Here is a 24380-nt window from a genome sequence, read left to right on the forward strand (position 1 = left end):
TACTTTCGGAAACCTTAGTAACCGTGTAGTGTTTTAACGCGCTGGTGGTGGCCGCTGGCCGCGCTCCTGAAAAGTGAACGTCCCATGATGCTGAAAAGCCTTCGTAAAATGGCCGCTCAATGGGACGATGTTTATCTTTGTGGCACTAATTGCACGCATTTGCGTAAGCAAATACAATGAAGCCTTGAAAAGCCTCGACATGGTGCTCGTCCCACCGTGCTGGATGCCCCCAACAAGCTGGTACCTTGCTGGGGGCTTTTCTTTTTGTGTCCTCGGAAAACCTCAGACACGGGGAGAATCTACTACGAAATCGGCCTGGCTTGAAAACGAATTGGTGGATTTTTCCATTACCAATCAACCACTTGCAAGATAAAATTATGAAAACTACCTTGGTTTAAGCCTAGTTTTTTGAATCCATCCGCCCAAGTTTTTTTTCATGGTTCGTGCGCTCGTCGGCCAAAACAGGTGAGGTATGGGCTGCGTAGCGCGAGCGCGAGGTCGCGCATATCACTGGCTGGCCACAACCGCATGAACGGTAGAAGTGACCAGAACCGCTGGGAGACTGATCGGGAAAATTCACCCGGTCTTGCCACCACCGGCTTGTGTACCAGTGAACAACTTCCTGTGCGAACCTCACCGCAGCTTCGAGGAAGCTCCGCTTCCGTCGAAGCGCAATGCCACCGCCATAGCTTTACGGGTCACTACAACGCGGTCAAATGCTTCGTGGCCAAGCTGCGCCGTAAGTAAGCGAACGGCGAACCCCACCTTGAAAGCCGCCTTGCCCTGAAGGATGCTTGGTCCGCTTATCTACACGCGAACACATGGACATCAACATCGCCCAACCCCCAGTCGGACGCCAGCGCCGGCGCCATCTCCCCGAGTGTCAGGCGACACCGTAAATTGACCCCCTAGCGACACGAGGAACTGCCCCCTCATTCGCAAGGAGGCTATGTTGGACACGAAGCAAGTTGAGGTGAATTCTGTAACCCGTGTTGTTTACGGAGTACAGGACATGTTGGAGCCGGAGGCGGTCACGACGATCGTTCGGTTGGGACAGTTGGGCTGGGATGCGAAGCGGATTGCCAGGGCGCTGGGCATCGCGCGCAACACGGTGCGGCGGTATCTGAACGCGGGCGGGCCGGTGGCGTACCGCCAGCCGCATCGCGCCAGCGTGCTAGGCGATCATGAAGCCTGGCTGCGGGAGCGTTTCCTGCAGCACAGGGGCAACTGCGATGTGGTGCGTCAGGAGTTGGGCAAGGAGCTGGGTATCCAGACGAGTCTGCGTACGGTCGAGCGCGCGTGCCGAGGGTTCCGCCAGGAGCTCGATGCGAGCCGGCGTGCGACGGTCCGCTTCGAGACTGCGCCGGGCGAGCAGATGCAGATCGACTTCGGCCAGACGCGCATGCTAATCGGTGGCGAGTCGGTGCGGGTGTTCCTGTTCGTGGCGACCCTGGGCTATTCGCGCCGGGGGTTTGCGTGCGCGTTCCGGCACGAGCGCCAGAGCGCGTGGTTCGCCGGGATCGAGGCAGCGTTTGCCCATTTCGGCGGGCGGCCGCAGACGCTGCTCATCGACAACGCCAAGGCACTGGTCGACCAGCACGACATGCAGACCCGCCAGGTTCGGCTCAACAGCCGCTTCGAGGCGTTCTGCCGACACTGGGACATCGCTGCGCGGGCATGCGCGCCGTTTCGCGCCCGCACCAAGGGCAAGACCGAGAACGGCGTGGGCTACGTGAAGAAGAACGCCATCGCCGGCCACGCCTTCGAAAGCTGGGCCGCGTTGGAGGCGCACCTGGCGCACTGGCAGCGCGAGGTCGCCGATGTGCGCCTACATGGCACGACGGGCGTCACGCCTGTTGAACGCTTCGCCCTGGAGCGCGAGCATCTGCGCCCGGTCGCCGGGATCGCCCCCTTCCTGCAAGTGCGCGAGCTCGTGCGCCGTGTCAATGCCGAGGGCTGCATCGAGCTCGACACCAACGCCTACAGCGTGCCGTGGCGGCTGATCGGCGAGACGGTCACGGTGATGGTCAACGCCGACACCGTGGTGGTCGAGTACGCCGGCGAGGAAGTGGCCCGCCATGCACAGCTCTGCGGCAGTCGCGGGCGCAGCATCGAGCGCAGCCATCTGCTGGGCGGAACGCCAGCGCCGGCAGCGGTCGAGGCGCCGCCACCCACCGATGCGCTGCTGCGCCCGCTGGCCGAGTACGAAGCCCTCGTGGGGGGAGGCTGGTGATGATCGAGACCGACCGACTCGACGAACTGCTCACCCGGCTTCACCTCACGGCAATCCGCGACCAGCTCGACAGTCTGCTCGACGAAGCGAGCCGGGCGCAAATGACGCTGCGCGAGGCCTTGCTGTTCCTGGCCGAGCGCGAGGTGGCGCGGCGCGACACCCGGCGCATCCAGATGGGCATGAAGCTCGCCCGCTTCCCGTGCGTGCGTACGCTCGAAGGCTTCGACTTCGACGCGCAGCCCTCGATCGATCCAGGGCAGATCCGCGATCTCGCTACCGGTCGCTGGATCGGCCACGGCCAGGCATTGTTGCTGCTCGGTCCGCCCGGCGTGGGCAAGACGCACCTGGCGGTCGCCCTCGGGCGCGAGGCGGTCGATCGCGGCTACACGGTGCTCTTCACCTCGGCTGCGGCGCTGATGGCCGGGCTCACCAAGGCGCACGCCGACGGGCGGCTCGAGGAGAAGCTGCTGCAGCTCTCAAAGCCCAAGCTGTTGATCATCGATGAGCTGGGGTATCTGCCGCTCGAACCAGCGGCTGCGCACCTGTTCTTCCAGTTGGTGTCGCGGCGCTACGAGCGGGCCAGCATGCTGATCACGAGCAACCGGCCGGTCGGAGAGTGGGGCCAGGTGTTCGGGGATGCGGTGGCCGCCACCGCCATCCTCGATCGGCTGCTGCACCACAGCCAGGTCATCACGATCCGGGGCGACAGTTACCGGCTGCGCGACAAGCGCCGCAGCGGCCTTCTGCAGAAGGCCGCTGCCCCCACCCCGATCACGTCGGAGAGTTGATTAACCCAGGGGGTCAATTCCAAATGTCGTGAGGGGGTCAAATCTTCGTGTCGCTTGACACCGAGTTCAGGGTCGGAACTCGAAGCCCAGGGCGAAGGGATGGGCTCGGCCAGGGAACGTGCCAGAAAAGCCGTGATGCCAGTGCTCGATCACGACGAAGTCAACGATCCGTTCTGACCAGCGAAAGGAGAGTCACAGCACACTGACGCACTACACTTGTCAACAGCCGGGCCTCGAAAACCCGGCCTTCGACCCCTGGTCAATAATCAACCGGAACAGGTGGTCAATTTTGAAGTGGCGCCAACAGCCAGCACGGCAAGCGCAGCGCGCAGGCCCGGATCCGGGCCGGAGGCGTCCGGGATGGAAGCCCGTCAGGGGCGAGACACCGCAGGGGGCTCGATGCAACGCACGACAGCCCGGCCCCGCAGGGGGGACGCAGCGTCATCTTGGGCGCAGCCCGTGCCCGCGCGGGTGGACCCTACCGCCTGCTGGCATCCCGTATCGCCTGGGAGGTCAGCGCATCAGCCACCACAGCCCGAGAGTGCCAGGCAAGCACGATCGACAGCAGGTACGCATCCTGGGCCGCATCGACCGGATCGCGCTCGAGCGCCGAGCGCAAGGCCTGCCTGAACCAGTCGATCGAGGCTGGATCGGCCAGCAGCTGTCGGATTTCCTTGTGATTCGGCATCCTCCACCTCCCCGAAAGTTCAGTCGAGGCCTTGCGCTATCCTCATCCCGGACCGGTCCTGCTGGCCCCAGATGAAGAGATGCCTGGCTCCCCATCGTGCTTGTACCGGACGGCAGGAACGGCTGCAAGAGTGCAGCGTCCCCCTGCAGGTGCTACCCCCGCCTGGCTGCAGGATGACCGCCACAAGCAGGGGGCGCCAAGCGCAGCGCGCAGCGCCGCCAGGCGCGCAGCGCCGCCAGGCGCGAAGACGCCACCGGCGGCTCGATGCGCCGCACGACAGCCGGCGGCTCCGCAGGGGAACGCTCCCCGTCGTCTACCCCCAAGAGACGATCGACCGCTTCAGGCTGGGGGAGGCTGTTCACAACAGGCCTTTCGATTCACAACAGCTCACGAGGGCCGGGAACACGAGAAGAGCGCCCTGGCGGCCCGGGTACCACTTGCCGGGGATCGCGGCCAGCCACCCGGTGTTCAAGGAACAGGCCAGCGCCCACAGGTCACGGAGCCGTTCGCGCGCCACCACACGCCGGGCGGGGACACGGAGGCCCGGACTGATGCCTGGTGGCCTGCCGTGGCACTCAGGCCACCAGGCGCCTGGCCTCTTCCATGTCGAGGTGCTCGAAAGCGGGCGCGAAGTCATCGAGCTCGTGGGGCTTCAGGCCGACCTCGGCGCTGACCGCCACCTCCTGCCAGCGCAGCACGGCCCCTACGACCTCGGCCAACACGGCCTTGGCTTGTGCAGCGCCGAGCTCGAAGCGTGCGGCCTGCTCGAGCAGCTGCTCGACCGAGACGATCGGTCCCGTGTCCTCGCTCAGCCAGGTCTTGGACTCGCGGTCCTTGTCCGGAAACGGGTTGACATCGAAGGCGGGCGAGAGCCGCCAGCTGTTGCGGCCGCAGTACAGGAATCCGATGTTCTGCAGGTGATCGTCGACATTCGTGACCAGGTGGTTGAAGACCAGCCGCCGCCACAGTTGCCGCGCATCGGCCAAGTAGTCCTGACAGCGCGCGCGCATCTGGTCGACCACCTCGGTGTAGCTGTGCTCCTCGTGGCGGCTGGCTTGCAGCCAGCTCGCACCCGACAGGTAGGGAATCCGGCCCCCGGTGCGCGTGCGGTCGAAGCGGCGCACGATCGCCACCGGTGTGCCGTTGATCCTCTCGATGCGGGCAGCAGCCGCCTCGATGCCGGCCAGGCTGGCGAGCCTAAGCGCGAGCACCTCCCCGCGGGTGACCGCGCGCGAGTCCTGCACGCTCGGGAACTTGCCGAGCGCCAGGCTGCCGTCATGGTCGAGCAGGGTGCATTTGGGACGCATGCCCCCGAGCGAGGTGCCCTTGCCTTGCAGGTAGCGCAGGTCTTCGGCGGTTTCCTGACTCAGCTCGAGCCGCTGCGAAGCCTCGAGGATGGCACCGAGCTCCAGCAGCGGGGGAGTGCTCCTCTCGCCCGCCGCGGCACTGCGCAGGTAGTCGCCTCCGCCATGACGCAGGCGCAAGGCACCGATGCGGCTGAAGTCATCGACGGCAGCCAGATAGTCCAGCTCGCTCAGCGCCCCCAGGCTGGCATCGTGCTTGCGCCGCTTGGCATGGGCGCGCGCAATGACCCGGCGACCCCAGCTGTCGGGTTCGGTATCTGCCAGCGCCATGAAGAAGCGCGAATCCTCCTTGCCGCGCGGCTTGCACACCTGATAGCCCAGGTGGCGCTCCAGGTCGGTCGAAATGTCGAAGCACTGCGGATCCCGGATCCAGGAGTCGCTGTAGGCAAACTGGGAGAATTCGCGCGCGCCGTCCTTCACATAGACGAGCTTGCCAAGCGCGATCGCGGACTCGCCCAGGAACAGGTCGAGCTCGACCCGGGTGGCGGCAGGCCGGGTTCGTCTGGCAGGCTTGTTCTCGTTCATGGCGGGGGCAGGCCGCAATAGCCGTCAGAAGGCGCCATCGCCGGATGACCCGCTCGAACGCAGCGATCGCACCCGCTTGGGCAGTTTCTCATCCATGAGGGCCAGACCGACCATGTCATGGGGCGTATCGAGAAGCTCCTCGAGCCGGCCGAGCTCGCCGAAGACCTGCAGCGCGCGCGCGATGTGCTGGATGGCCGTGCCCGGATACCCCTCCTCCATGCGCCGCACCGTGTTGACCGAAGCCCCGATGCGCGTCGCGAGGTCCTGCTGCGACAGCTGACGGCGCCGGCGTGCCAGCGACAGGCTGTGGCCCAGGCGCTGCAAGGCCCGATCGACGGGAAGCGGGATAGGCGTGGCCATAACAACCCATTAACTATGTTTTTCATTAAATAAGCACCTATATATGGGCGCTTTTTGAATTCTAGCACCCGGCAGGCCAGTGCGCCTGCAGCCCGTAGCTCCAGCGTGCAGCCGGCCCGTGATCCGCGGGCGGACCCAGCCAGGCCACGTGGTCTGCCCGGGGACGCTGCAGCAAAGAGATCCGATCGCGACCGACCTGCGTCCGGCGCCTGTGCACTCGGGGGATCTCGTCACTGACGATCGCACGCAACATCGGCGCCCGTGCGCCATGGATCAGCGGCGCCATGAGCCCGTGCAGGTTCTACTGGACGGGATGACTTGCCTCTCAGAGCCGGTCGGGCGCGCTCCCGATTCGGCCCTCATGATCCACGAGCAGGCGGCAGGCCTCGCAGCACAGCCAAGGTTCTCCGTTGGTCCCGAGGGAGAGGGTGTGCCAGTCGTCCAAACAGCCACAGGATGGGCAGCCCGGGGATGACGATGCCGGGCACCCTGCACGAGCTGACCAGGTCTTATCCGTCCAAGTCCTGGCACCGCTGGCTCACCTTTGCCAACACCTATCCGACCCTGTCCATGCGAATCAGTGCGATCAAGACGGGACGAAAGGCTCTGCTTTGACCTGCCAACCACGACAGACCAGAGCCGAACCATAGGACTTTCCCAGTGCACAACATCCGGAGATCATCATGAACAGACAGGACCTTATCGATGCGGTCGGAGCGCAGACCGAGACTTCCAAGGCGGCGGCAGAACGCTTGCTGGACATGCTCATCCAGGTCATTCAAAGCGAGGCCGCCCGAGGTGGCGGGGTGAGATTGAAGAGCTTCGGCACCTTCGAGAAGACCAGTGCCGCAGCACGCACAGGCCGCAACCCAGTGACGGGCTACCTCATGCGGATTCCATCCAGCACCATGCCAAAGTTCACGCCAAGCTCCACTTTCAAGGATCTGGTGAAGGATTGATGTTCCGCTTTGGCCTAGGTCTGACGGCTCAGCTCCCGGACGAGCGATCATCAGTCAAGGCAGACCTCCCGCGCTCCTCTCAAATTTTGTCGGCCTTTTGTCGAAAAAATGGAAAAAGGCCGAATGAATTGCTTGCCAGCCTACATGGTGCGCTGTATAGTGTTGGCAACTTGTCAAATACTGCGCCCCTTCACATGACTGAGTCTGCCTCATCTGCACCGGCTGATCTGCGCTCAACATACGCCAAGCTTGACGAGCTGACATATCGTTTGCGCTCAGTCTCAGCCCTGCTCGGCATCACGGATAGGGTCGTTCGCGCTTACGAAGAGGCTTCTGGCGTCAGCATCAAGCGAGCGAACGAGACCAATCCCGCATCGCCACCGGCGCGTGTTTTTGACCCGTTTTCACTGTTTGAAATTGCTCAGTGGCGACGCACATCGGGTGCCGTGAAGACCCCGGAGTCGGGTCCAATCATCATATCGACTTACGTTGTCAAAGGTGGTACAGCTAAGACGACAACGGCGGTCGAGACCGCCGTGCATCTTCAGGCCCAGGGCCTGCGTGTACTGCTCATAGACATCGATGTACAGGCCAACGCAACCCAGATCTTGGGCTATGAGCCTGATCTGACTGAAGATGAAGCACCTGATTATGGTGTCTCGAGCGATGCGATCGTCCGGGACACGCTTGCGTCGTATCTGGTGCCTTACATCGAAGCTCTGAATAAGAATTCAGGTACCCTGAACTTGTCGTCGACTGTCACGCGCGCGATCAAGAAGCCCTTCGGTGAAGCTGGCCCGCATCTCCTGCCTAGTGACGCATTTGTAAGCGATGTTGAACCGGCCCTCTTCCAGGCCAAGGGTCAGCGAGAGCTCATGATTCGACGACTGATCGATGCTTCTAAAAGTGGCGGCTTGCCGGGATTTGATGCTCGAAATTACGACGTTATCATTTTCGACTGCCCACCCAGCGTCTCTCTAACAAGCGCTGCAGCTCTGGCCGCATCTGACTTCGTGATCGCACCTATTCGTCTGGATTCCTTCAGCGTGAAGGGACTGGCAAAGCTGATGTCAGAGCTGAGCGTGCTTGAACGCAACTATCAGCTGAAACCAGAAATCATCATTCTGCCCACATTCTACGAACCGACTATCGCGCGTATCAACAGAATGCACAAACAGCTGTCGACATACCGGGACCTGCTGGCACCGTGCGTCATCAGTTCGAGCGAAGACTTTCCGCGAAGCCTGAGCAGCTACTTGCCGTTGTCGCTGCAAAAGCCAACAAGCTCAGCTTCAAAGGAGTACAGCATATTCGCGGGTTATCTGTTTGAAAAGATCTTGTCCAAAGGCGCTGAGAAGGCGCGGAAAGTTAGCGAATGAAAGAACGTGACCGCCCGCTGTCGCGCGAGGACCGCCTGGCAGTTGAACTGCCCATGCCGAAAAATTTTTCCAACCGGCTGGCCAGTCAAGATGCCGGTCTGATCGCCACACTGAACCCGACATCTGTCACGACAGCTGAAATCAGTGCCGATACTGACGCCGGTGGTGCATCAGTCAGTCGGAACCTGGTTCACATTCCAGTCGAACTCATCGACCCGAACCCGCTGGCTCCGCGCGAAGTCTATACACCGGAGATGATCTCCGCACGAGCGAAAGATCTGCGTGATCAGGGCCAGCATGACCCGATACATGTCATCCGCAACCCGGAGTACCCTGGTCGATACATCATCTGTGACGGCTGGACGCGTGTTCAGGCTTGTACTACGCACAAGGTTCTGCCTGCATTGCTAGCGCAAGTGCACGAGCTCTCGCTGCAAGAGTCAGCCTGGTTCGGCTACGAGCAGAACGAAGGCCGCGCGCAGCACACAGACTTTGATCGCGCGATGTTCTACGAGAAAATGATCGCTCAGGGCGAGACTGCGGCAGAACTGGCCCGTCGCGCGAAACTACCGCGCGCGATGATGACTTTCTATCGTGCGTACAAGAAGCTGCCGGACGAGATACTGGATCTGGTGCGTGAGCGGCCGCTCAAGTTCAGTGCTCGAGTCGCCTACGCTCTGCATCAGTTGCACGAAGCTGCGGGCATCCGCAGAACCCTGACCGTGGCCACTAAGTTCGCGGAAGAAGACCAGACTGTGCGGTGGCTATCGAACCAGGTCCAGGCCGCTATCCATCCGAAGCAGCACAAGGTCGTGCCCACGACGAAGCACATCAAGTATTCCAACGGCTATTACAAGCAGCGCGAGGATGCCTTCGAGCTCTCAATCGAAGTTGAAGCAGACAAGCGGGAAGCCTTTGCTCAAGCCTTGGAAGCACTGCTTGAAACCGTGGCAGTGAAAGCAGCGCCCACCGATCAGAAGACAGCCATCGCCGCTCATGAGTCACCCACCTCGGCAAGTACTGCTGCCGATATCAAAGTGAGCTGACAGCTGTGCCTGACCGTGCAAACATCGACAAGAAAATCGTGTTTAACCGGTTAAACACGCTGGCAAGCCTGTTGACACAGCGAAACGCCAGATTTCCATGCATCAGCATCTGGCTGTGGCTGCCCCCCCGCAAGAAACAGCCAGAAATCACCAATCCCGCCCACCGAACCCCGCCCCGAGCGGGGTTCGGTGCGTCTGGACCTCGTAGAAAGGGTGTTGACATGTAGAGCGCAGCCAACGCTTGCATCAGCAAGAAAAAACCCTCGCGAGCGCCAACTCGAGAGGGTTTCAGAGAATCTTGTCGATTCCTGCTTTCATGCCTAACTTCTGAAAATCAGACAGATTTTGAAGAATCTGCTCGATTTAAGGAGTTATATCAAAAACTGACGCCAATCAGTTAATTGCTCCAGAACACGAGCAGGATGGTATAGCAGCAAGTCGGTATCGGCAAGGGTTTTTCGTGTCTTTTGGAGACTGCGATGACTGTTGTCGTCTATCCCGGAGCGATTGCCCGCGCGTGCTCAGCGCTGGACGAATCGCCACTGTTCGAATCCATGCCAGACGGGTACATCCGCGTGGTCATAAGAATTATCAAAAAGATAAGCTTATGTCGCCTTTCATCGCCCATCACAGCCAGCCGTGAAACGCTCGCGAAAGAATCGAAGAAGTCCCTTGAGACGGTTCACCGTGCGGTGCGATGGCTGGAGACCCATGAATTCATCCAGCGTGATCAGAAGGCTCGTGCCGGCCTGCGGGGGTCTAGCTCGCCTATCAGGCCCACACAGAAGCTACTTGACGCGCTGTTGCTCACAGCAGAGCATATGGCGCTTCAACACCCAGAAAAGGTTCGTAAGTCGCAAGAGCCACCAATTCAAACGCCGCAGATCTCTGTAGCGGCTCACGAAATGCTGTGCGAGAGCAGGACTACCCTTGATTCGAGTGACTTACTCGAAACTCAACATGCTCAGCATGAGGCAGTTGGCCCCCCCGGGCAGCAGCCGATCGAACCGGACTCAACGCTGCTTGCGGCAAGTTATCCACAGGAACCAGCTGTCAGCTCTGACGCCTCTAAATCAGTAAAAGATAAAAACAACCTAAAGAGAAACAACCCCAGTGGAATTTTTGTGAAATTGGAATCGACCTGGGTACCCCAGGAGCTGGCATGGCTGGTTGTGGAACAGAATCTTCGACCCAGCGCCATTCCATGGCTGATGAACCAGGCTGCATCGACAAAGCAGCGTCTTTCGGACATTGTTCTAACCACTAGCAAGCGACTCAAAGCACTGGATCTGCGAGGTCGTGAGCTTGCCGCCTACCTCAGGAAAGTCATCAGGAGCGGGCAGGATTTCAGCATTACCGCGAAAGGACTCCGTCAACATCATCAGCATGAGATCACGCAGGAAGCGTTGAAGAACAAGGCTCTCGACCTGGTGGGAAGGCAGTTCGTGAAAGCTGACGGTACAGCTCGTTTCGTTGTCGAGGAGGCTGGCTTCATCACTGAGCTGCGCGATGGTATGCGCAGGGTCATGCGGTTCACGCAGGGCTTTCTCGACGCTATCGATAGCCGCCGCTTGATGCCCGCTCGCCCGTGAGACACACTCAAGGGCTACGTGGATCGAGTTCAGGATGCCGAGAAGACTGGATCAATGTTCAATTCTCATGCATGAACTTGTTTGTTGCTGTCAAAACACGAATTTTTTCGAGGACAGCCACTTGGTTGCGCCCCTTATAGCTTGCCGCGTAGCGTGGCCGGTGTCGGCCATGACCAGCCATGGTGGCGCTGGCTCGCGGTCAGGGTGCTGTTCCATAGCCGATGGAATCTAGTTTTTGCAGCTCGATCTATGGTCCCTGGAGCAGATGGGAGTTGAAGGGGAAGTCAGAATTCTCCTGCAGGGGTTCCTTGTCCAGGTTCGATCTCATGTAGCAGAAGTCGAGCAGACGCGATCCAGGGAGGACTAACTCGCCCTGCAGCCTACCCGCAACTCTCTCACCATAGGAATCCTGGGTGAGAAGGCAAAAAATCAATTGGAACTTCCGCGCGGGATTGGAAGGAGCATCCTGGGAGAAGCTCCGCCGTGTCTGTGGCGCTTGGCTTGCGTGGGTGTCCCAAGAGTGGACCCTGCGGAGTCAACGTGGACAACGAGAAGGGGGTCAGCCAATCGACCTTGTTTAACCGGTTAAACACCAGGGCGGTAAAGAGTGGAGATTCCCAACGAAAAGTCGTGCTACTTGATAGGTCGAGCACGCGCTCCAGTTCATTGAGGGCTTGCGTGGCCTGGGTCCGCCCTCATCGCACACGATCTCGTCCAGGCTGGCGTTTGCGAAGCCGTGCGCCAGGAACCTCTCTGTTGCGGCCGCCATGCGTTGTTCCAGTCACCGCAGCCGCCAAGTGAGATCTTGCGCGCGACGCAGCGCCTGGGTCGCGCGATCTGGAAGCGCTGGAGCGGGTATCACCGGCGCAGCCTGGTCGAGGCCAAAATGCGTTGCGTCAAGCTGCTCGGCGAGCGGGTGATGGCACGGGACTTCGACCGTCAGGTCGCGGAACTGCAGGTGCGTGCTGCGATCTTGAACCGATTCACGCAGCTGGGCACGCCCGAGACGGTGCGCGTGGGATAAATCCGTCTGGGGTCAGGGGCAGTGCGCCCTTCGATTGAATTGCGCAACAAAGCCACTTGGCGGGCGCTGGTCTCACACGATCACTCATCCCTGAAGCCTACCCCAGCTCGACAGTCACTTTGTTTGTCGAATTGATTAATACAACAAAGCCTCACCGGATAGAAAACCGGAGATGGATAGAAATCGGCCGAATGGGTGAACACGTCGATCAGCACGTGGGACCACCAACCCAACAGCGGCAACCAGAAGCGGCTCAGCCAAATCCAGAGGACCCCTGTGACGGCCCCCGCCACCAGCGCGCTGTGCATCACGCAATGCAGGTGGTGGGTCAGGCCGGCGAGCAGCGGCGACATTGGGGGCTCGTACCCGGGCAGCGCATTGGCATAGGCCAGCAGCACACGCCAGCCCTCGGACGACGACAGCGTCAGTGCGACCAGCGGCGCAAGCTGGACCAGATCGGGCAACACCGCCAGGCCCACCGCCAGCCCGACGGTGCGGCGGTCCAGCGGCCGGTGCCGGTGCCAGGCCGCGGCGCCCAGGCCCACCCACAGTCCGTGCGCAAGGATGTCCATGACGCATGCCCTCTTGTGCAGTGAATCTGTCCGCTATCGTCGGTTACGCAATCGCAGCGCATTGCCGATCACCGACACCGAGCTCAGGCTCATCGCCAGTGCAGCAATCAAGGGCGACAGCAGCCAACCTGTCAACGGGTACAACACGCCGGCAGCAATCGGGATACCCAGTGCGTTGTACAAAAAGGCAAACACCAGGTTCTGCTTCATGTTGCCCACGGTCGCTTCTGACAGCGCCCGCGCGATCGCGAGCCCGCGCAGATCGCCTTTGACCAGCGTCACCTGCGCGCTGTTCATCGCCACGTCGGTCCCGGTGCCCATGGCCACGCCCACATCGGCCTTGGCCAGAGCCGGTGCATCGTTGATGCCGTCACCGGCCATGGCCACCACGCGGCCATCCTTCTGCAAGCGCTCGACCAACAGCAGCTTGTCGGCCGGTTTGACCTCGCCATGCACCTCGTCGATACCCAGGCGGGTGGCCACGGCCTGGGCCGTGGTCAGGCCGTCACCGGTGGCCATCACGATGCGCAGCCCCGATGCCTTGAGGGTCGCCAAGGCCTCCGGCGTGCTGGCCTTGACCGGATCGGACACCGCCAGCAGGCCCATCAACTGGCCATCCATCGCCAGGTGCATCACGCTGGCACCTTCTGCGCGAAGAGCCTCGGCCTGTGGCACCAGCGCCGCGACCGAGACACCCATCTGCTCCATCAGCGCGGTGTTGCCCAGCGCCAGCTGGCGCCCAGCCACATGGCCACGCACGCCGATACCCGTGCCGGACTCGAAGTTCTCGGGTTTGTCCAGCACCATGCCGCGTTCGCGGGCGGCACGCACGATGGTTTCGGCCAGCGGGTGCTCGCTGCCCTGGTCCAGGCTAGCGGCCAGGCGCAGCACCTCGTCGGCGTCAAAACCGGTCGCGGGAATGGCGCGCGCGAACGTCGGACGGCCCTCGGTCAATGTGCCAGTCTTGTCGATGATCAGGGTGTCGATCTTGCGCATGTTCTCGATGGCCGCCGCGTCCCGGAACAGCACGCCGTGTGTGGCGCCCCGACCGGTCGCGACCATGATGGACATGGGTGTGGCCAGACCCAGGGCACAGGGACAGGCAATGATCAGCACCGACACCGCGTTGATCAGGCCGAACACCCAGCGCGGCTCGGGGCCGAACAGGCCCCAGCCGAAGAATGTCAGCAATGCAATGCCCACCACCGTGACGACGAAGTAGCCCGCCACCACGTCGGCCATGCGCTGCATCGGCGCCCGGGAGCGCTGTGCCTGGGCCACCATCTGCACGATCTGCGACAGCATGGTGGCCGCGCCCACGCGCTCACTGCGTATCACCAGCGCGCCGCTGGTGTTGAGCGTGGCGCCAATCACCTTGTCGCCCACCCGTTTGGCCACCGGCATCGGCTCGCCCGTGAGCATGGATTCATCGACCGCACTGCCGCCTTCGGTCACCTCGCCGTCCACCGGGACTTTTTCGCCGGGGCGCACGCGCAGCACGTCACCCACATGCACATGGGTCAGCGGCACATCCTCTTCGGTTCCATCAGCGCGAATGCGGCGGGCCGTCTTGGGAGCCAATCCGAGCAGCGACTTGATGGCCGCCGAGGTCTGCGACCGGGCCTTGAGTTCAAGTACCTGGCCCAACAGCGTGAGCGAAATGATCACGGCGGCAGCCTCGAAGTACACGGCGACACGGCCCATGGAGACGAACGAGTCCGGGAACACCTGTGGCGCGACCGTCGCGACAACGCTGTAGACAAACGCGGCCCCTGTGCCCAGACCGATCAAGGTCCACATGTTGGGACTGCGATGCATCACCGATTGCCAGCCACGAGAGAAGAACGGCCAGCCCGCCCACAGCACGATGGGAATGGACAACACCAGCTCGACCCAGCTCTGCACGGACATGTCCATCCACTGGAGACGGTGGCCAAACATGGCGAGTACAAACACCCCGGCGGTCAGTGGCAGCGTCCACCAGAAGCGGCGCTGGAAATCGCGCAACTCGGGGTTGTCGTCGTCTCCGAGTTCCGGCAGCAAGGGCTCCAGTGTCATGCCGCATTTGGGACAGTTGCCCGGGTGATCCTGGCGAATCTCCGGGTGCATCGGGCAGGTGTAGACGGTGCCAGCGGCGGCTGGCACGGCGTCCGCTGGTGCCGCGGACACGAGGTACTGCATCGGGTTGGCCGCGAACTTTCCCTGGCACCTGGCACTGCAGAAGTAGTAGGGGCGCCCTCCGTGTTGCAGCGTGTGCGCGGACTGCGCCGTGACTTTCATGCCGCACACCGGGTCCTTGAGGTCGGTGGCCGATCCGGGCACGGCCGGTGAAGTACCGCTGCTGTGGTGTTGGTGTGCGCTCATGTCCGTGCGCCTATTGCTGGTCGTCCTGTGCGCGACCGGTGGCCTGCGGGTGCCGACCGTGTCCTCCATGACCATGTCCATGCATCAGGTGCACCAGCGGGCAGGCCAGCAACAACAGATAGGGCCAGAAGCCCATGACATGGACCCAGTGCTCTCGCAGCAGGTAGAAGCCAGCGATCAAGGCAGCCGTTGCCAGCGCCATGCCGGCCGGTCGCCGCCAGAAAGAAGGCACATTGGCTCCGTGCTCGTCGTGGTTCATAGTGTCGGGTGCTCCCTTGGCTAGGCTTTGACTGCATACCGCATCATCATTCCCGCCTCGGCATGTTCCAGCGTGTGGCAGTGAAAGACATAGTCCTGGTCGCCGGTGTGGGTGTGCGAAAAGTCGATGGCGACCTTCACCGACTCACCCGGCCAGACCTGCAGGGTGTCCACCACGCCCAGGTCCTGTGGCAGCAGGCCACGCGCGCCGGCCAGCGGGCGGATCTGGGCCGGGCTGCCCAGGCGTTCGAGCACCCGAAACGAGAAGCCGTGCAGGTGCATGGGGTGCGGCATGCTGCGTTCGGCGTTCTCGATCAGCCAGGTTTCACGCGCGCCACGCTGCACGGTCATCGCAACGGTCGCGTGGTCGAACACCCCGCCGTTGATCGTCCAATGGCCTTTTCCGTCATGGCCCAGTTGCATGCGACGCGGGGTGTCCACCGGTTCGGCCGGTTTGGCGAGGCTGGACAGCCGGGTCGGTATGCGCCGGTTGTAGGGCGAACCGGACGCCGTCAGGTCGATGCGCATCAGTGCAAGCGCGTCGCCTTCCATGACCATGGTTGCGGACGCAGCGGCGCCCTGGGCCGCGCCGTGCTGGCTGTGGTCCATCGCGGCCATGTCGTGTCCACCCTCCTGGTGCATCGGGTCGAAGGGCAGCGAGGCCAGGGTCACCGGCCGCCCGGCCTCGGCTTCCCGGAAGTCCACCAGCACATCCAGCCGCTGACCGGGTGAAAGGAAGGTCTGATCGATGCGCACGGGCTGGGCCAACAATCCCCCGTCCGTGCCCGCCAGGTAGAAGCCCAGGGCCCGGCCTTGTTGCAGGAACGCCAGCCGGTAGCTGCGCGCGTTGCTCCCGTTGAGCAGCCGGAAACGCACGATGCGTCGACCCGCCTTGAGCACCGGACGCTCGGTCAGGTTGACCATCAGCCGGCTGCCGACCCAGCCGCCGAAAGACTGGGCGGCGCTGGGTGCGTACTGGAGGCGTCCCTGTGCGTCGAATTCCTTGTCCTGCAGCACCAGCGGGATCTCGGATTCGCCCAGCGCCAGTGCCAATTCCTTGCGCAGGGTGGCTTCATCTTCGTCTTCTACGAAGAGCAGGCTGGCAAGCCCGTGGTAGGCCTGATGCGGAATGAAGCCGTGCGCATGGGGGTGGTACCAGTACATCGACGACCGGTCCTGCACGGTGAAGGCGTAGTCCATCTGCTGGCCCGGCGCCACGACGTTGAGGCCATTGCCGTCGTTGCGAGAGTCGACACCCAGGCCATGCCAGTGAATGACCGTCGGTTGATCCATGTGATTGATCAGCTTCACCCGCATCTCGTCGCCGCGGCGAGCCAGAAGCGCCGGGTTGAGGAACTTCTTGCCACCCGATTCCACGGCGTAGGCCAGGATGGGTGTGCGCTGCCCTGGCAACACTTCGATCTCGCTGCGGACCACATGGACTTCCTTGAAGTCCGTCGCGGACAGCACCCCGAAGAGGCCACTGGTGCCCGGCAGGCGCAAGGGGTTGGAGAAGCCCGTCGCCTGCGCTTCAATGCGAAGGACCGCGTCGGTGGACAGGCCTGACGGCGTGGCTGAGGCGGCCCAGGCGCCCGGGCAGGCTGCTGCTGCCCCCAGCGCGCCCATGCCGCCCAGAAACTGCCGCCGTGAAAACATCGACATTACACAATCTCCTGAACTGGATACGAAAACAGGAACAGCATCAGAACGTCGGCGCGGTCACTGAGCGCTGGGTTTGGCGGGCGATGGCGGCATGCGCTGCATCATCATTTCCATCATGTTCTGCATCATGTCCATGCGCATCTCCATCATTTGATGACGCTGTGTCAGGTCCGGCGTGGCCGCGCCCGGGGCACCCATCCCCTGCATCCCCGACATGCCAGCCATACCGCCCATGGGTTTCATGGCTTTCATCATGTCCATGCCCTCTTGCATGGCCTTCATGTGCTCGGCCATCAGGGCCTCGCGTTCGGCCGGTGTCTTGGCGGCCGCCATCCTGGTGCGCAGCGCCTGCATCGTGGTCATGTGCTGCTGCATGTGCTGCTGCATCTGTGGCATTGACGACATGCCCATGGGCATGCCTGCCTGGGGTGTGGCTGGCTGGGTTGCGGTGCTGGTCGCCGAGGTGGACGGGTGGTGCTGGGTGTGGTCGGTGGCTTGCTGCGCCGCGGCGGAGACCGCCGCACCAGCGACGGCCACGGCAAGAAGGCTTCGGATCAAGGTGGACATGTCGATTTCCTTTCGTGACAGAACGCATGGCGAAATGCCATGGGGTCACTGTAGGAATCGACCCAGGTCGGCAAGATGACCCGGAGATGACAAAAAGGTCAGGTTCAGCGCGGCGACTGCTGCTGAGCCTGCCGGTTGATGTCGTCGTGGTGGCGTCGTGTCTCTGGCGCCCATTGCGACTTGATCCAGGACAGCACGGCCACAATGTCGGCATCGCTGAGCGAATCGCCAAAGGCGGGCATGTTGGTGGCGTAGTCGGGCATGCCGACGGCCTTCGCCACCCCTTCCGTGGTAATGCGAATCAGCACATCGTCCGGGTGGTGCCAGGTGTGGCCGCTTGCATCGTGGGGAGGTGCAGGCAATCGCCCATCGGCGCCTCTTTCGCGCCAGTTGGCTTGCCCCTCCAGATGGACACCGTGGCAGCTTGCACAGCGGGCCTGATAGATCAGCGCCCCCTGTTTGAGCATCGCAGCGTCATCCGTGCGGAGCATTCTGACAGGAACTGGCCGGAAGAGGTCCGCAGATTGCCACCAGAAAAAGGCTGCGGAAGCCCCGGCGAGTGCCAGAACGACCGCAGCTGAACGGAGGAAACCTGTGCGCTGATGAATCACTTCGCTGGCTGGATGTGGGTCACCGTCATCTGGCCGTTTTCGTTCGTGACCATGAACTGGATCTTGGCCCCGACGCTGGTCTTGTCCAGCAATGCCTTGTCCTTGGCCACGAAGACCATGGTCATGCCGGGCATGTCCATGTGCTTGATGTCACCGTGCTTGATGGTGATCTTGCCGGCGTCCTTGTCGATCTTGCGGACCTCGCCGTCGGTCATTCCGGGTGCTGCCGCCATGCCCATTTTCCCGTGGTCCATGTTCATCTGCGCAAACACAGGATTGCCGACCAGGGCCGAGATGGCCAATGCGGTGGTACTCAGAACCAGTTTCAAATTCATCGTTACTCCTTGAGTGGGTGAAGCAAATGCTGTGCTTGATCGAAATCTGGTTACTTGACAGCCACCTTGACCTGGCCCTTCATACCGGCCTCGTAGTGACCCACATGGAGGCAGGCGAAGTCCACCACACCAGGCTTGGTGAAGCGCCAGATCACTTCACCCTGCTTGCCCGGCTTGAGCGAAATCTTGTTGGCTTCTTCGTGCTCCATGGTCGGGAACTTCTTCATGACTTCGTAGTGCTCCTTGAGTTCCTTTTCCGTGCCGAGGCTGAACTCGTGCGGCACCTTACCGGAGTTCTTGATGACAAAACGGATGGTTTCGCCTTTTTTCACCGACACATTCGACGGCGTAAACCGCATACTGTCTGCGGCGTCTACCTCGATCGTGCGCGTGACATTGGCTGCAACGCCCGGTTCACCGATAGGCGATTCATCGTGCCCACCGCCATGGGTGCCACCAGCGAAAGCGGCCGATGCGGCCAATGCTGCAACAGCGAAAACGGAGCCGGCGCGGGAAGCGAAGTTGAACTTGAGGGATTTCATGGTTGTCCTTTGGGTTATGGTCGGGGAAACGGTTGAGGGAAAACAGTGGTGAGGCGTGCAATGGCCCATTTCAGTGGGACATGCCCTTGGCGGTGGGTTTGATCGCGGTGGCGGCAGCCGGCGTCGTGTCAGCGCTGGCCGCAGGGCGCGTCGTCGGGGGTAGTGCTCCGTTCCATTCGTAGGCCACGGTGCCCTCCGGGAACTTGTACGGTCCCGGGTCCTTGTAGTCACCTGGCTTCTGGTCCTTGCGCACCTTGAAGACCGTGAACATGCCGCCCATTTCCAGCGGGCCGAACTGGCCGGTGCCGGTCATCATGGGCGCCGTGTTGTCGGGAATGGGCATCTGCATCTCGCCCATGTCGGCCATGCCACGCTCGCCCATCAGCATGTAATCCGGCGCTACCTTCTGGATCTTCTTGACCAAGCCGCGGTGGTCCACACCGATCATGGTGGGCACGTCGTGGCCCATGGCGTTCATGGTGTGGTGGCTCTTGTGGCAGTGCATGGCCCAGTCGCCTTCCTCGTCGGCGATCAGTTCGATCTGGCGCATCTGGCCCACGGCCACGTCGGTGGTGACTTCGTACCAGCGGGTGCTGGGTGGGGTCGGTCCGCCGTCCGTACCCGTGACCAGAAACTCGTGGCCGTGCAGGTGGATCGGGTGGTTGGTCATGGTGAGGTTGCCCACCCGGATACGCACACGGTCGTTCAGGCGCACGTTGAGCGTGTCGATGGCCGGGAAAACCCGGCTGTTCCAGCACCAGATGTTGAAGTCGGTCATGGTGTTGACCTTGGGTGTCTTGCTGCCGGGCTCCACGTCAAAGGCGTTGAGCAGGAAGCAGAAATCGCGATCCACCTCGCTGATGTGCGGGTGTTTGGCCTTGGGGTGGGTCACCCACATGCCCATCATGCCCATGGCCATCTGCACCATCTCGTCCGCATGCGGGTGGTACATGAAGGTGCCGGGGCGCCGAGCCTCGAACTCGTAGACATAGGTCTTGCCCACTGGAATGGCGCGCTGATTCAACCCCCCCACGCCGTCCATGCCGCTGGGCAGGCGCTGGCCATGCCAGTGGATGGTGGTGTGCTCGGGCAGCTTGTTGGTCACGAAGATGCGCACGCGGTCGCCCTCCACCACCTCGATGGTCGGGCCTGGGCTCTGCCCGTTGTAGCCCCACATGTTGACCTTGAAGCCCGGCGAGACCTCGCGCACCACGGGCTCGGCCACCAGGTGGAATTCCTTGACACCGTTGTTCATGCGCCAGGGCAGCGTCCAGCCGTTGAGCGTGACCACCGGGTTGTAGGGTCGGCCAGTCTGTGGCACCAGCGGCGGCGCGGTTTCGACCGAAGTCTGGATGACCGGCTCGGGCAAGCCAGCCAAAGCAGAACGGGCCACGGCCAGGCCGGCCACGGAGGCAGCGGCGCCGGCGAAGAACTGTCGTCTGGAGTTGGTAGGGGTGTTGGTCATGTGATGTGTCCTTTCAATGCGCTGCTGCTGCCGGAGCCTCGCCACCGGCGCCGCCCAGATTCACAAAACTGTCGGGCTCTCCGCCCTGCAAGACCCACTGCAGATCGGCCTCGGCCAGCCAGAAGTCGCGCTGTGCACCGATTGCATCCACCGTGGCCTGAGACTGGTTGCGCACCTCGTCCAGCAGGTCCCAGACGCTCTTGAGCATGCCGTTGTAGTGCAGCACCGTCTCTTCGGTGATGAACTCACGGGTCTTCAGGATGTCGCCCTGGCTGTCCTGCGCCAAGGCGTGGGCGGCCCAATAGACGTTCATGGCTGACTTCGATAGCGCACGGTTACGCAGGCTTTCTGCGTCTGGCAACTGGTTGCGAACAGCATCACCGCGCTTTTGCAGGTCCGCTGCCGCCATGGGTTGCGCCGGGATGGCAGGCAACTGGTCTGGCAACACAAAGCCATCCTGAAGACCCGTTTGCCCCATCGTCTTGACCAGATTGGCCTGCGCCTGGGCGGCGGCTTGCTGCGCTCGCCTCAGATTCATGCGTGCATTGGATGCAGTCAGTTGAACGGGAGACAGTTGCAGCTTGCTCCAGTTGCCCACCGTCACCATGCGCTGACCCAGTTCATAGGCCGCCTGCGCGGCTTCCAGCATGTCACGCTGGTGCTTCAGGACCTGTTGGGCTGCCACGGCTTCGATCCAGGCTTTACGCCCCGCCGCAGCCACTTCCAGCACCTCGCCAGCATCCTCGACGCGGCGCTGCAGGCTGGGATCGAGTTCCGTCCAGCGGCCTTGCGCAATCAGCTGTTCATTCTGGGGACCCAGTTTCGACAGAGGGCGAGCCAGTTCGCGATGGACCGTCCAGGCCATGCGAACTGCCGCCTCTGCGGTGGGGATGGCCATACCCGAGGAAATACCTGGGGTCGTGGTGGAAGCACTGGTGTTGGCCTGCTCCCACTTGAGCACATCGGCATGGCCGCGCTTGAACGCTCCCACCGCGTCATTGGCACGGCGCCAGTCGGCCTCCTGCGTCGGGCTGGCCGTCTGCGCAGCCAGCGCGAATGGGACGACCACCAGGCCTGCCACCAGCAGCTGGCTTGTGGCTCGATGACTGAACAAAGGTTTCACTGCAATCGCTCCTTTTGATGTGGATCAAGTGGGACAGATTCTGGCGAGACGAGTTCGTCATTTCCCTGTCGGCCAGATTACAAATCTGTCAGCTTCCGTCACACCCACTCTGGTGCGGGCAAACTCGCGGTCAGGAGAACGTGAACGTGAAAATTCTGATCGTCGAAGATGAGCCCAAAGCGGGTGACTACCTCAGACAAGGCCTGCGCGAGGCCGGCTTTGCCGTGGACCTCGTCACCAACGGTGTGGACGGTCTGCACCATGGCCTGGAGGGGGACCACGATCTGGTGATCCTGGATGTCATGCTGCCAGGCATGGACGGGTGGCAGGTGCTCAAGAACCTGCGCAGCCAGGGACGGCAAATGCCCGTGCTGTTCCTCACGGCACGCGATCAGGTCGAGGACCGCGTCAAGGGACTGGAATTGGGGGCAGACGACTACCTGGTCAAGCCGTTTTCGTTTGCCGAGTTGCTGGCCAGGGTCCGGACGATCCTGCGGCGTGGCCGCTCAGGTCTGGAAGCCACCTCGATGAAAGTGGCCGATCTGGAGCTTGATCTGCTGCGCCGACGGGTGACCCGGTCCGGCAAGCGCATCGATCTGACGGCCAAGGAATTCGGCCTGCTGGAGCTGCTGATGCGACGCCATGGCGAGGTGCTGCCGCGCTCCCTGATCGCCTCCCAGGTGTGGGACGTGAACTTCGACAGCGACACCAACGTGATCGAAGTGGCCATGCGGCGCTTGCGGGCCAAGGTGGACGATGGATTCGAACCGCGCCTGATCCAGACCGTGCGCGGCATGGGCTATGTGCTCGAAGCGCCCGAGGACGCCCACTGATGCTCGGCCGGTTGTCTCTGACGGCGCGCCTGACCGCGCTGTACACCCTGGTCTCGGCCTGTGTGCTCGTCGGGCTGGGCCTTCTGGTCTCGATCGCGGTGGGGCGGCACTTTGTCGAACTCGACCGGGATTTCCTGAAGGACAAGATCGAACTGGTGCAGACCATCGTCGGCGAGGCCTCGTCATCGGAGATGCTGGCATCCCGGCTGGATGAGCTGCTGACCAGTCACCACGGCTTGTCCATCGAGCTGCGCAACAGCGACCGGCTGGTCTATGGCGAAAAGGGTTCGGTGTTCTCAGCGCTGTCACCATCCATTGGTTCAGATGGGCGCACTTTCGACTGGATGGTCGGCGACCAACCGCAGCGAGGTCTGAAGGCGGGCATACGACCGCCTGCCACCTGGAAGGACCTGGCCGCTGACGGCCAACCGCTTGAACTGCTGATCGCGCTGGACACGGCGCACCACACCCATTTCATGCAGTCGCTCAGGCAGACCCTGGCGCTCTACCTGATCGGCGCCATCCTGGCCAGCGGCTTGCTGGGCTGGTGGGCCGCCCGCCGGGGCCTGGCACCGCTTCGAACCATGAAAGAGCGCGCCATGACGGTCACGGCCCAGAAGCTGGACCAGCGCATGCCCGTGGACGCGGTGCCGGCGGAGTTCGCCGACCTGGCGCAGAGCCTGAACACCATGCTCGAACGCCTGCAGTCCGACTTTGCGCGGCTGCAGGAATTCTCCAGCGACCTGGCGCACGAGCTGCGCACCCCCATCAACAACCTGCTGACCCAGACACAGGTGTCACTGACCCAGAAACGGGATGCGAGCGCCTACCAGGACATCCTCGCGTCCAACGCCGAAGAGTTCCAGCGACTGGCCCGCATGGTGTCTGACATGCTGTTTCTGGCCAAGACCGAACACGGAATAGAACTGCCGCACCGTGAGACTGTTTCATTGATCGACGAGGTGCTGGACCTGTTCGACTTCTACGAAGCGCTGGCGGAGGAAAAGCACATTGCCCTCGAAGCGGATGGCAATGCGCACATCGTGTGCGACCGGCTGATGATCCGCCGCGCGATCAGCAACCTGCTGTCGAACGCGATCCGGTACTCACCGCCGAACGCGCCCGTGCGGGTGTCGATGAACCAGGGCAATGGTCAGATCCAGCTTTGCGTGCACAACGCCGGTCCCGCAATCCCCGCGGCCGACCTGCCGCGGCTGTTTGACCGTTTCTACCGGGCCGAGAAGTCGCGCAGCCACCCCGACTCAGAGGGCTCGGGTCTGGGCCTGTCCATCACCCGAGCCATCATGGAAGCCCACGGCGGATCGGCATCGGTGGCGTCCAACGATCAGAAAACCACCTTCTGCCTGGGCTTTCCCATGCAGGACGGCTTTGTTGAGTAATTCAATCAAAGGACGAACTACCCCTGACCCCAGACGGAGTTACCCCACGCGCACCGTCTCGGGCGTGCCGAGTAGCGTGAAGCGATTGAGGATGGCGGCGCGTACCTGCAGCTCCGCGACCTGACGATCGAAGTCCCGCGCCATCACCCGCTCGCCCATGAGCTTCACGCACCGCATCTTGGTCTCGACCAGGCTGCGCCGGTGATACCCGCTCCAGCGCTTCCAGATCGAACGACCCAGTCGTTGTGTCGCGCGCAAGATCTCGTTGCGGGCGCTGGCTCCAGGGCGGTTCTCTTTCCAAGGTTTCCTGGCATTCTTTCGCACCGGGATGATGGCCTGCGCCTGGCGCAGAGCGATTGCTTCGTGACAGGCCTTGGTGTCGTAGGCTCCGTCGCCGCTGACCGACAGCAGCGCCTCGTTCGGATCGATCTGCCCAAGCAGACTGGGCAGCACTGGTGCATCGCCCACCGAGTTGGGCGTGACCTCGATCGCCCGGATCTCCAGCGTCTGCGCATCGATCCCTATGTGCAGCCTGCGCCACTGGCGCCGGTACTCCGCACCATGCTTCTTGCACTTCCATTCGCCTTCGCCCATCATCTTCAGGCCGGTGCTGTCGACCAGCAGGTGCAGCCCTTGCGCCGCTGGCCGATAGGGATCCGAACCTTGAGCGTCTTCTGGCGCCGGCAGACC

General features: G+C 62.4%; 21 protein-coding genes and 3 pseudogenes. 9 read left to right on the top strand and 15 right to left on the bottom strand.

The window, feature by feature from the left end:
* Nucleotides 1–1012: 1012 nt before the first annotated feature.
* Both istA and istB read left to right on the top strand, forming a co-directional pair.
* Nucleotides 1013–2233 (top strand): IS21 family transposase, encoded by a 1221-nt coding sequence (istA, locus tag C6P64_RS17050; RefSeq protein ID WP_245911779.1) that lies wholly within the window; start codon nucleotides 1013–1015, stop codon nucleotides 2231–2233.
* Nucleotides 2233–3021 (top strand): IS21-like element helper ATPase IstB, encoded by a 789-nt coding sequence (istB, locus tag C6P64_RS17055; protein WP_105749731.1) that lies wholly within the window; start codon nucleotides 2233–2235, stop codon nucleotides 3019–3021. Before istA ends, istB begins: the two co-directional genes overlap by 1 nt.
* A 478-nt stretch (nucleotides 3022–3499) precedes the next feature.
* Here istB and C6P64_RS17060 read toward each other — a convergent pair whose 3' ends face one another.
* From C6P64_RS17060 to C6P64_RS17070, 3 genes are all read right to left on the bottom strand, one after another.
* Nucleotides 3500–3709 (bottom strand): hypothetical protein, encoded by a 210-nt coding sequence (locus C6P64_RS17060; protein ID WP_105749732.1) that lies wholly within the window; start codon nucleotides 3707–3709, stop codon nucleotides 3500–3502.
* 575 nt (nucleotides 3710–4284) lie between these two features.
* Complete coding sequence (locus C6P64_RS17065) at nucleotides 4285–5598, bottom strand: type II toxin-antitoxin system HipA family toxin (protein WP_105749733.1); 1314 nt, start codon at nucleotides 5596–5598, stop codon at nucleotides 4285–4287.
* A 24-nt stretch (nucleotides 5599–5622) separates the two neighbouring features.
* Nucleotides 5623–5958, bottom strand: coding sequence for a helix-turn-helix domain-containing protein (locus C6P64_RS17070; protein ID WP_105749734.1), 336 nt, complete (start codon nucleotides 5956–5958; stop codon nucleotides 5623–5625).
* Nucleotides 5959–6641: 683 nt separating this feature from the next.
* Here C6P64_RS17070 and C6P64_RS17080 point away from each other — a divergent pair.
* The 5 genes and pseudogenes from C6P64_RS17080 to C6P64_RS17105 all read left to right on the top strand — a co-directional run.
* Complete coding sequence (locus tag C6P64_RS17080; RefSeq protein ID WP_105749735.1) at nucleotides 6642–6917, top strand: HU family DNA-binding protein; 276 nt, start codon at nucleotides 6642–6644, stop codon at nucleotides 6915–6917.
* Between the two features lie 194 nt (nucleotides 6918–7111).
* Nucleotides 7112–8296 (top strand): ParA family protein, encoded by a 1185-nt coding sequence (locus C6P64_RS17085; RefSeq protein WP_211296879.1) that lies wholly within the window; start codon nucleotides 7112–7114, stop codon nucleotides 8294–8296.
* Nucleotides 8293–9342, top strand: a complete 1050-nt coding sequence (locus tag C6P64_RS17090) for a ParB/RepB/Spo0J family partition protein (RefSeq protein ID WP_245911777.1) — start codon at nucleotides 8293–8295, stop codon at nucleotides 9340–9342. Before C6P64_RS17085 ends, C6P64_RS17090 begins: the two co-directional genes overlap by 4 nt.
* 479 nt (nucleotides 9343–9821) lie before the next feature.
* The gene (locus C6P64_RS18060; RefSeq protein WP_146115969.1) at nucleotides 9822–10934 is read left to right on the top strand and encodes a hypothetical protein; all 1113 of its coding nucleotides are present in this window, start codon (nucleotides 9822–9824) and stop codon (nucleotides 10932–10934) included.
* A 796-nt stretch (nucleotides 10935–11730) separates the two neighbouring features.
* Nucleotides 11731–11958 (top strand): annotated as a pseudogene (locus C6P64_RS17105) (IS5/IS1182 family transposase); the annotation flags it as partial.
* 80 nt (nucleotides 11959–12038) lie between these two features.
* On the opposite strand, the gene C6P64_RS17110 reads toward C6P64_RS17105, so the two are convergent.
* The 11 genes and pseudogenes from C6P64_RS17110 to C6P64_RS17155 form a co-directional block, all read right to left on the bottom strand.
* Nucleotides 12039–12530: a metal-dependent hydrolase gene (locus tag C6P64_RS17110; protein ID WP_105749738.1), complete on the bottom strand. Its 492-nt coding sequence runs from the start codon at nucleotides 12528–12530 to the stop codon at nucleotides 12039–12041.
* 33 nt (nucleotides 12531–12563) lie between these two features.
* Entirely contained in the window at nucleotides 12564–14894 is a 2331-nt protein-coding gene (locus C6P64_RS17115) for a heavy metal translocating P-type ATPase (RefSeq protein ID WP_105749739.1), read from the bottom strand.
* 10 nt (nucleotides 14895–14904) lie between these two features.
* Nucleotides 14905–15153, bottom strand: coding sequence for a DUF2933 domain-containing protein (locus C6P64_RS17120; protein ID WP_105749740.1), 249 nt, complete (start codon nucleotides 15151–15153; stop codon nucleotides 14905–14907).
* Between the two features lie 20 nt (nucleotides 15154–15173).
* Entirely contained in the window at nucleotides 15174–15794 is a 621-nt protein-coding gene (locus C6P64_RS18815) for a multicopper oxidase domain-containing protein (protein ID WP_425436776.1), read from the bottom strand.
* 444 nt (nucleotides 15795–16238) lie between these two features.
* Nucleotides 16239–16814: pseudogene (locus C6P64_RS18820) on the bottom strand (multicopper oxidase domain-containing protein); the annotation flags it as partial.
* A gap of 57 nt (nucleotides 16815–16871) precedes the next feature.
* Nucleotides 16872–17381: a hypothetical protein gene (locus tag C6P64_RS17130; RefSeq protein ID WP_105749742.1), complete on the bottom strand. Its 510-nt coding sequence runs from the start codon at nucleotides 17379–17381 to the stop codon at nucleotides 16872–16874.
* A 104-nt stretch (nucleotides 17382–17485) separates the two neighbouring features.
* On the bottom strand, nucleotides 17486–17848 hold the full coding sequence (locus C6P64_RS17135; protein WP_245911778.1) for a c-type cytochrome: 363 nt from the start codon (nucleotides 17846–17848) through the stop codon (nucleotides 17486–17488).
* Nucleotides 17849–17988: 140 nt separating this feature from the next.
* Nucleotides 17989–18327, bottom strand: a complete 339-nt coding sequence (locus C6P64_RS17140) for a copper-binding protein (RefSeq protein ID WP_105749744.1) — start codon at nucleotides 18325–18327, stop codon at nucleotides 17989–17991.
* 50 nt (nucleotides 18328–18377) lie between these two features.
* Nucleotides 18378–18869, bottom strand: a complete 492-nt coding sequence (locus tag C6P64_RS17145) for a cupredoxin domain-containing protein (RefSeq protein ID WP_105749745.1) — start codon at nucleotides 18867–18869, stop codon at nucleotides 18378–18380.
* Nucleotides 18870–18939: 70 nt separating this feature from the next.
* Nucleotides 18940–20334 carry a multicopper oxidase family protein gene (locus C6P64_RS17150; protein WP_105749746.1) on the bottom strand — a complete coding sequence of 465 codons (1395 nt, stop codon included), beginning with the start codon at nucleotides 20332–20334 and terminating at the stop codon, nucleotides 18940–18942.
* 13 nt (nucleotides 20335–20347) lie between these two features.
* The gene (locus tag C6P64_RS17155) at nucleotides 20348–21457 is read right to left on the bottom strand and encodes a TolC family protein (RefSeq protein ID WP_146115970.1); all 1110 of its coding nucleotides are present in this window, start codon (nucleotides 21455–21457) and stop codon (nucleotides 20348–20350) included.
* Between the two features lie 146 nt (nucleotides 21458–21603).
* Between C6P64_RS17155 and C6P64_RS17160 the strand changes: the two genes are divergently transcribed.
* Together C6P64_RS17160 and C6P64_RS17165 are read left to right on the top strand one after the other, a co-directional pair.
* Nucleotides 21604–22290 carry a heavy metal response regulator transcription factor gene (locus tag C6P64_RS17160; protein WP_105749752.1) on the top strand — a complete coding sequence of 229 codons (687 nt, stop codon included), beginning with the start codon at nucleotides 21604–21606 and terminating at the stop codon, nucleotides 22288–22290.
* Nucleotides 22290–23690, top strand: coding sequence for a heavy metal sensor histidine kinase (locus C6P64_RS17165; protein ID WP_105749748.1), 1401 nt, complete (start codon nucleotides 22290–22292; stop codon nucleotides 23688–23690). Before C6P64_RS17160 ends, C6P64_RS17165 begins: the two co-directional genes overlap by 1 nt.
* A gap of 39 nt (nucleotides 23691–23729) precedes the next feature.
* On the opposite strand, the pseudogene C6P64_RS17170 reads toward C6P64_RS17165, so the two are convergent.
* A pseudogene (locus C6P64_RS17170) lies at nucleotides 23730–24380 on the bottom strand (IS5 family transposase); the annotation flags it as partial.

The sequence above is a fragment of the Malikia granosa genome (genome assembly GCF_002980595.1).
GTDB lineage: Bacteria > Pseudomonadota > Gammaproteobacteria > Burkholderiales > Burkholderiaceae_C > Malikia > Malikia granosa.

Coding starts and splice junctions, on each gene's coding strand:
- C6P64_RS17085 (WP_211296879.1), top strand. CDS start 7,112: ATGACTGAGTCTGCCTCATCTGCACCGGCTGATCTGCGCTCAACATAC.
- istA (WP_245911779.1), top strand. CDS start 1,013: ATGTTGGAGCCGGAGGCGGTCACGACGATCGTTCGGTTGGGACAGTTG.
- C6P64_RS17065 (WP_105749733.1), bottom strand. CDS start 5,598: ATGAACGAGAACAAGCCTGCCAGACGAACCCGGCCTGCCGCCACCCGG.
- C6P64_RS17090 (WP_245911777.1), top strand. CDS start 8,293: ATGAAAGAACGTGACCGCCCGCTGTCGCGCGAGGACCGCCTGGCAGTT.
- istB (WP_105749731.1), top strand. CDS start 2,233: ATGATCGAGACCGACCGACTCGACGAACTGCTCACCCGGCTTCACCTC.
- C6P64_RS17145 (WP_105749745.1), bottom strand. CDS start 18,869: ATGAAATCCCTCAAGTTCAACTTCGCTTCCCGCGCCGGCTCCGTTTTC.
- C6P64_RS17135 (WP_245911778.1), bottom strand. CDS start 17,848: ATGCTCAAACAGGGGGCGCTGATCTATCAGGCCCGCTGTGCAAGCTGC.
- C6P64_RS17115 (WP_105749739.1), bottom strand. CDS start 14,894: ATGAGCGCACACCAACACCACAGCAGCGGTACTTCACCGGCCGTGCCC.
- C6P64_RS17130 (WP_105749742.1), bottom strand. CDS start 17,381: ATGTCCACCTTGATCCGAAGCCTTCTTGCCGTGGCCGTCGCTGGTGCG.
- C6P64_RS17165 (WP_105749748.1), top strand. CDS start 22,290: ATGCTCGGCCGGTTGTCTCTGACGGCGCGCCTGACCGCGCTGTACACC.
- C6P64_RS18815 (WP_425436776.1), bottom strand. CDS start 15,794: ATGCACCAGGAGGGTGGACACGACATGGCCGCGATGGACCACAGCCAG.
- C6P64_RS17140 (WP_105749744.1), bottom strand. CDS start 18,327: ATGAATTTGAAACTGGTTCTGAGTACCACCGCATTGGCCATCTCGGCC.
- C6P64_RS17150 (WP_105749746.1), bottom strand. CDS start 20,334: ATGACCAACACCCCTACCAACTCCAGACGACAGTTCTTCGCCGGCGCC.
- C6P64_RS17080 (WP_105749735.1), top strand. CDS start 6,642: ATGAACAGACAGGACCTTATCGATGCGGTCGGAGCGCAGACCGAGACT.
- C6P64_RS17110 (WP_105749738.1), bottom strand. CDS start 12,530: ATGGACATCCTTGCGCACGGACTGTGGGTGGGCCTGGGCGCCGCGGCC.
- C6P64_RS18060 (WP_146115969.1), top strand. CDS start 9,822: ATGACTGTTGTCGTCTATCCCGGAGCGATTGCCCGCGCGTGCTCAGCG.
- C6P64_RS17060 (WP_105749732.1), bottom strand. CDS start 3,709: ATGCCGAATCACAAGGAAATCCGACAGCTGCTGGCCGATCCAGCCTCG.
- C6P64_RS17120 (WP_105749740.1), bottom strand. CDS start 15,153: ATGAACCACGACGAGCACGGAGCCAATGTGCCTTCTTTCTGGCGGCGA.
- C6P64_RS17070 (WP_105749734.1), bottom strand. CDS start 5,958: ATGGCCACGCCTATCCCGCTTCCCGTCGATCGGGCCTTGCAGCGCCTG.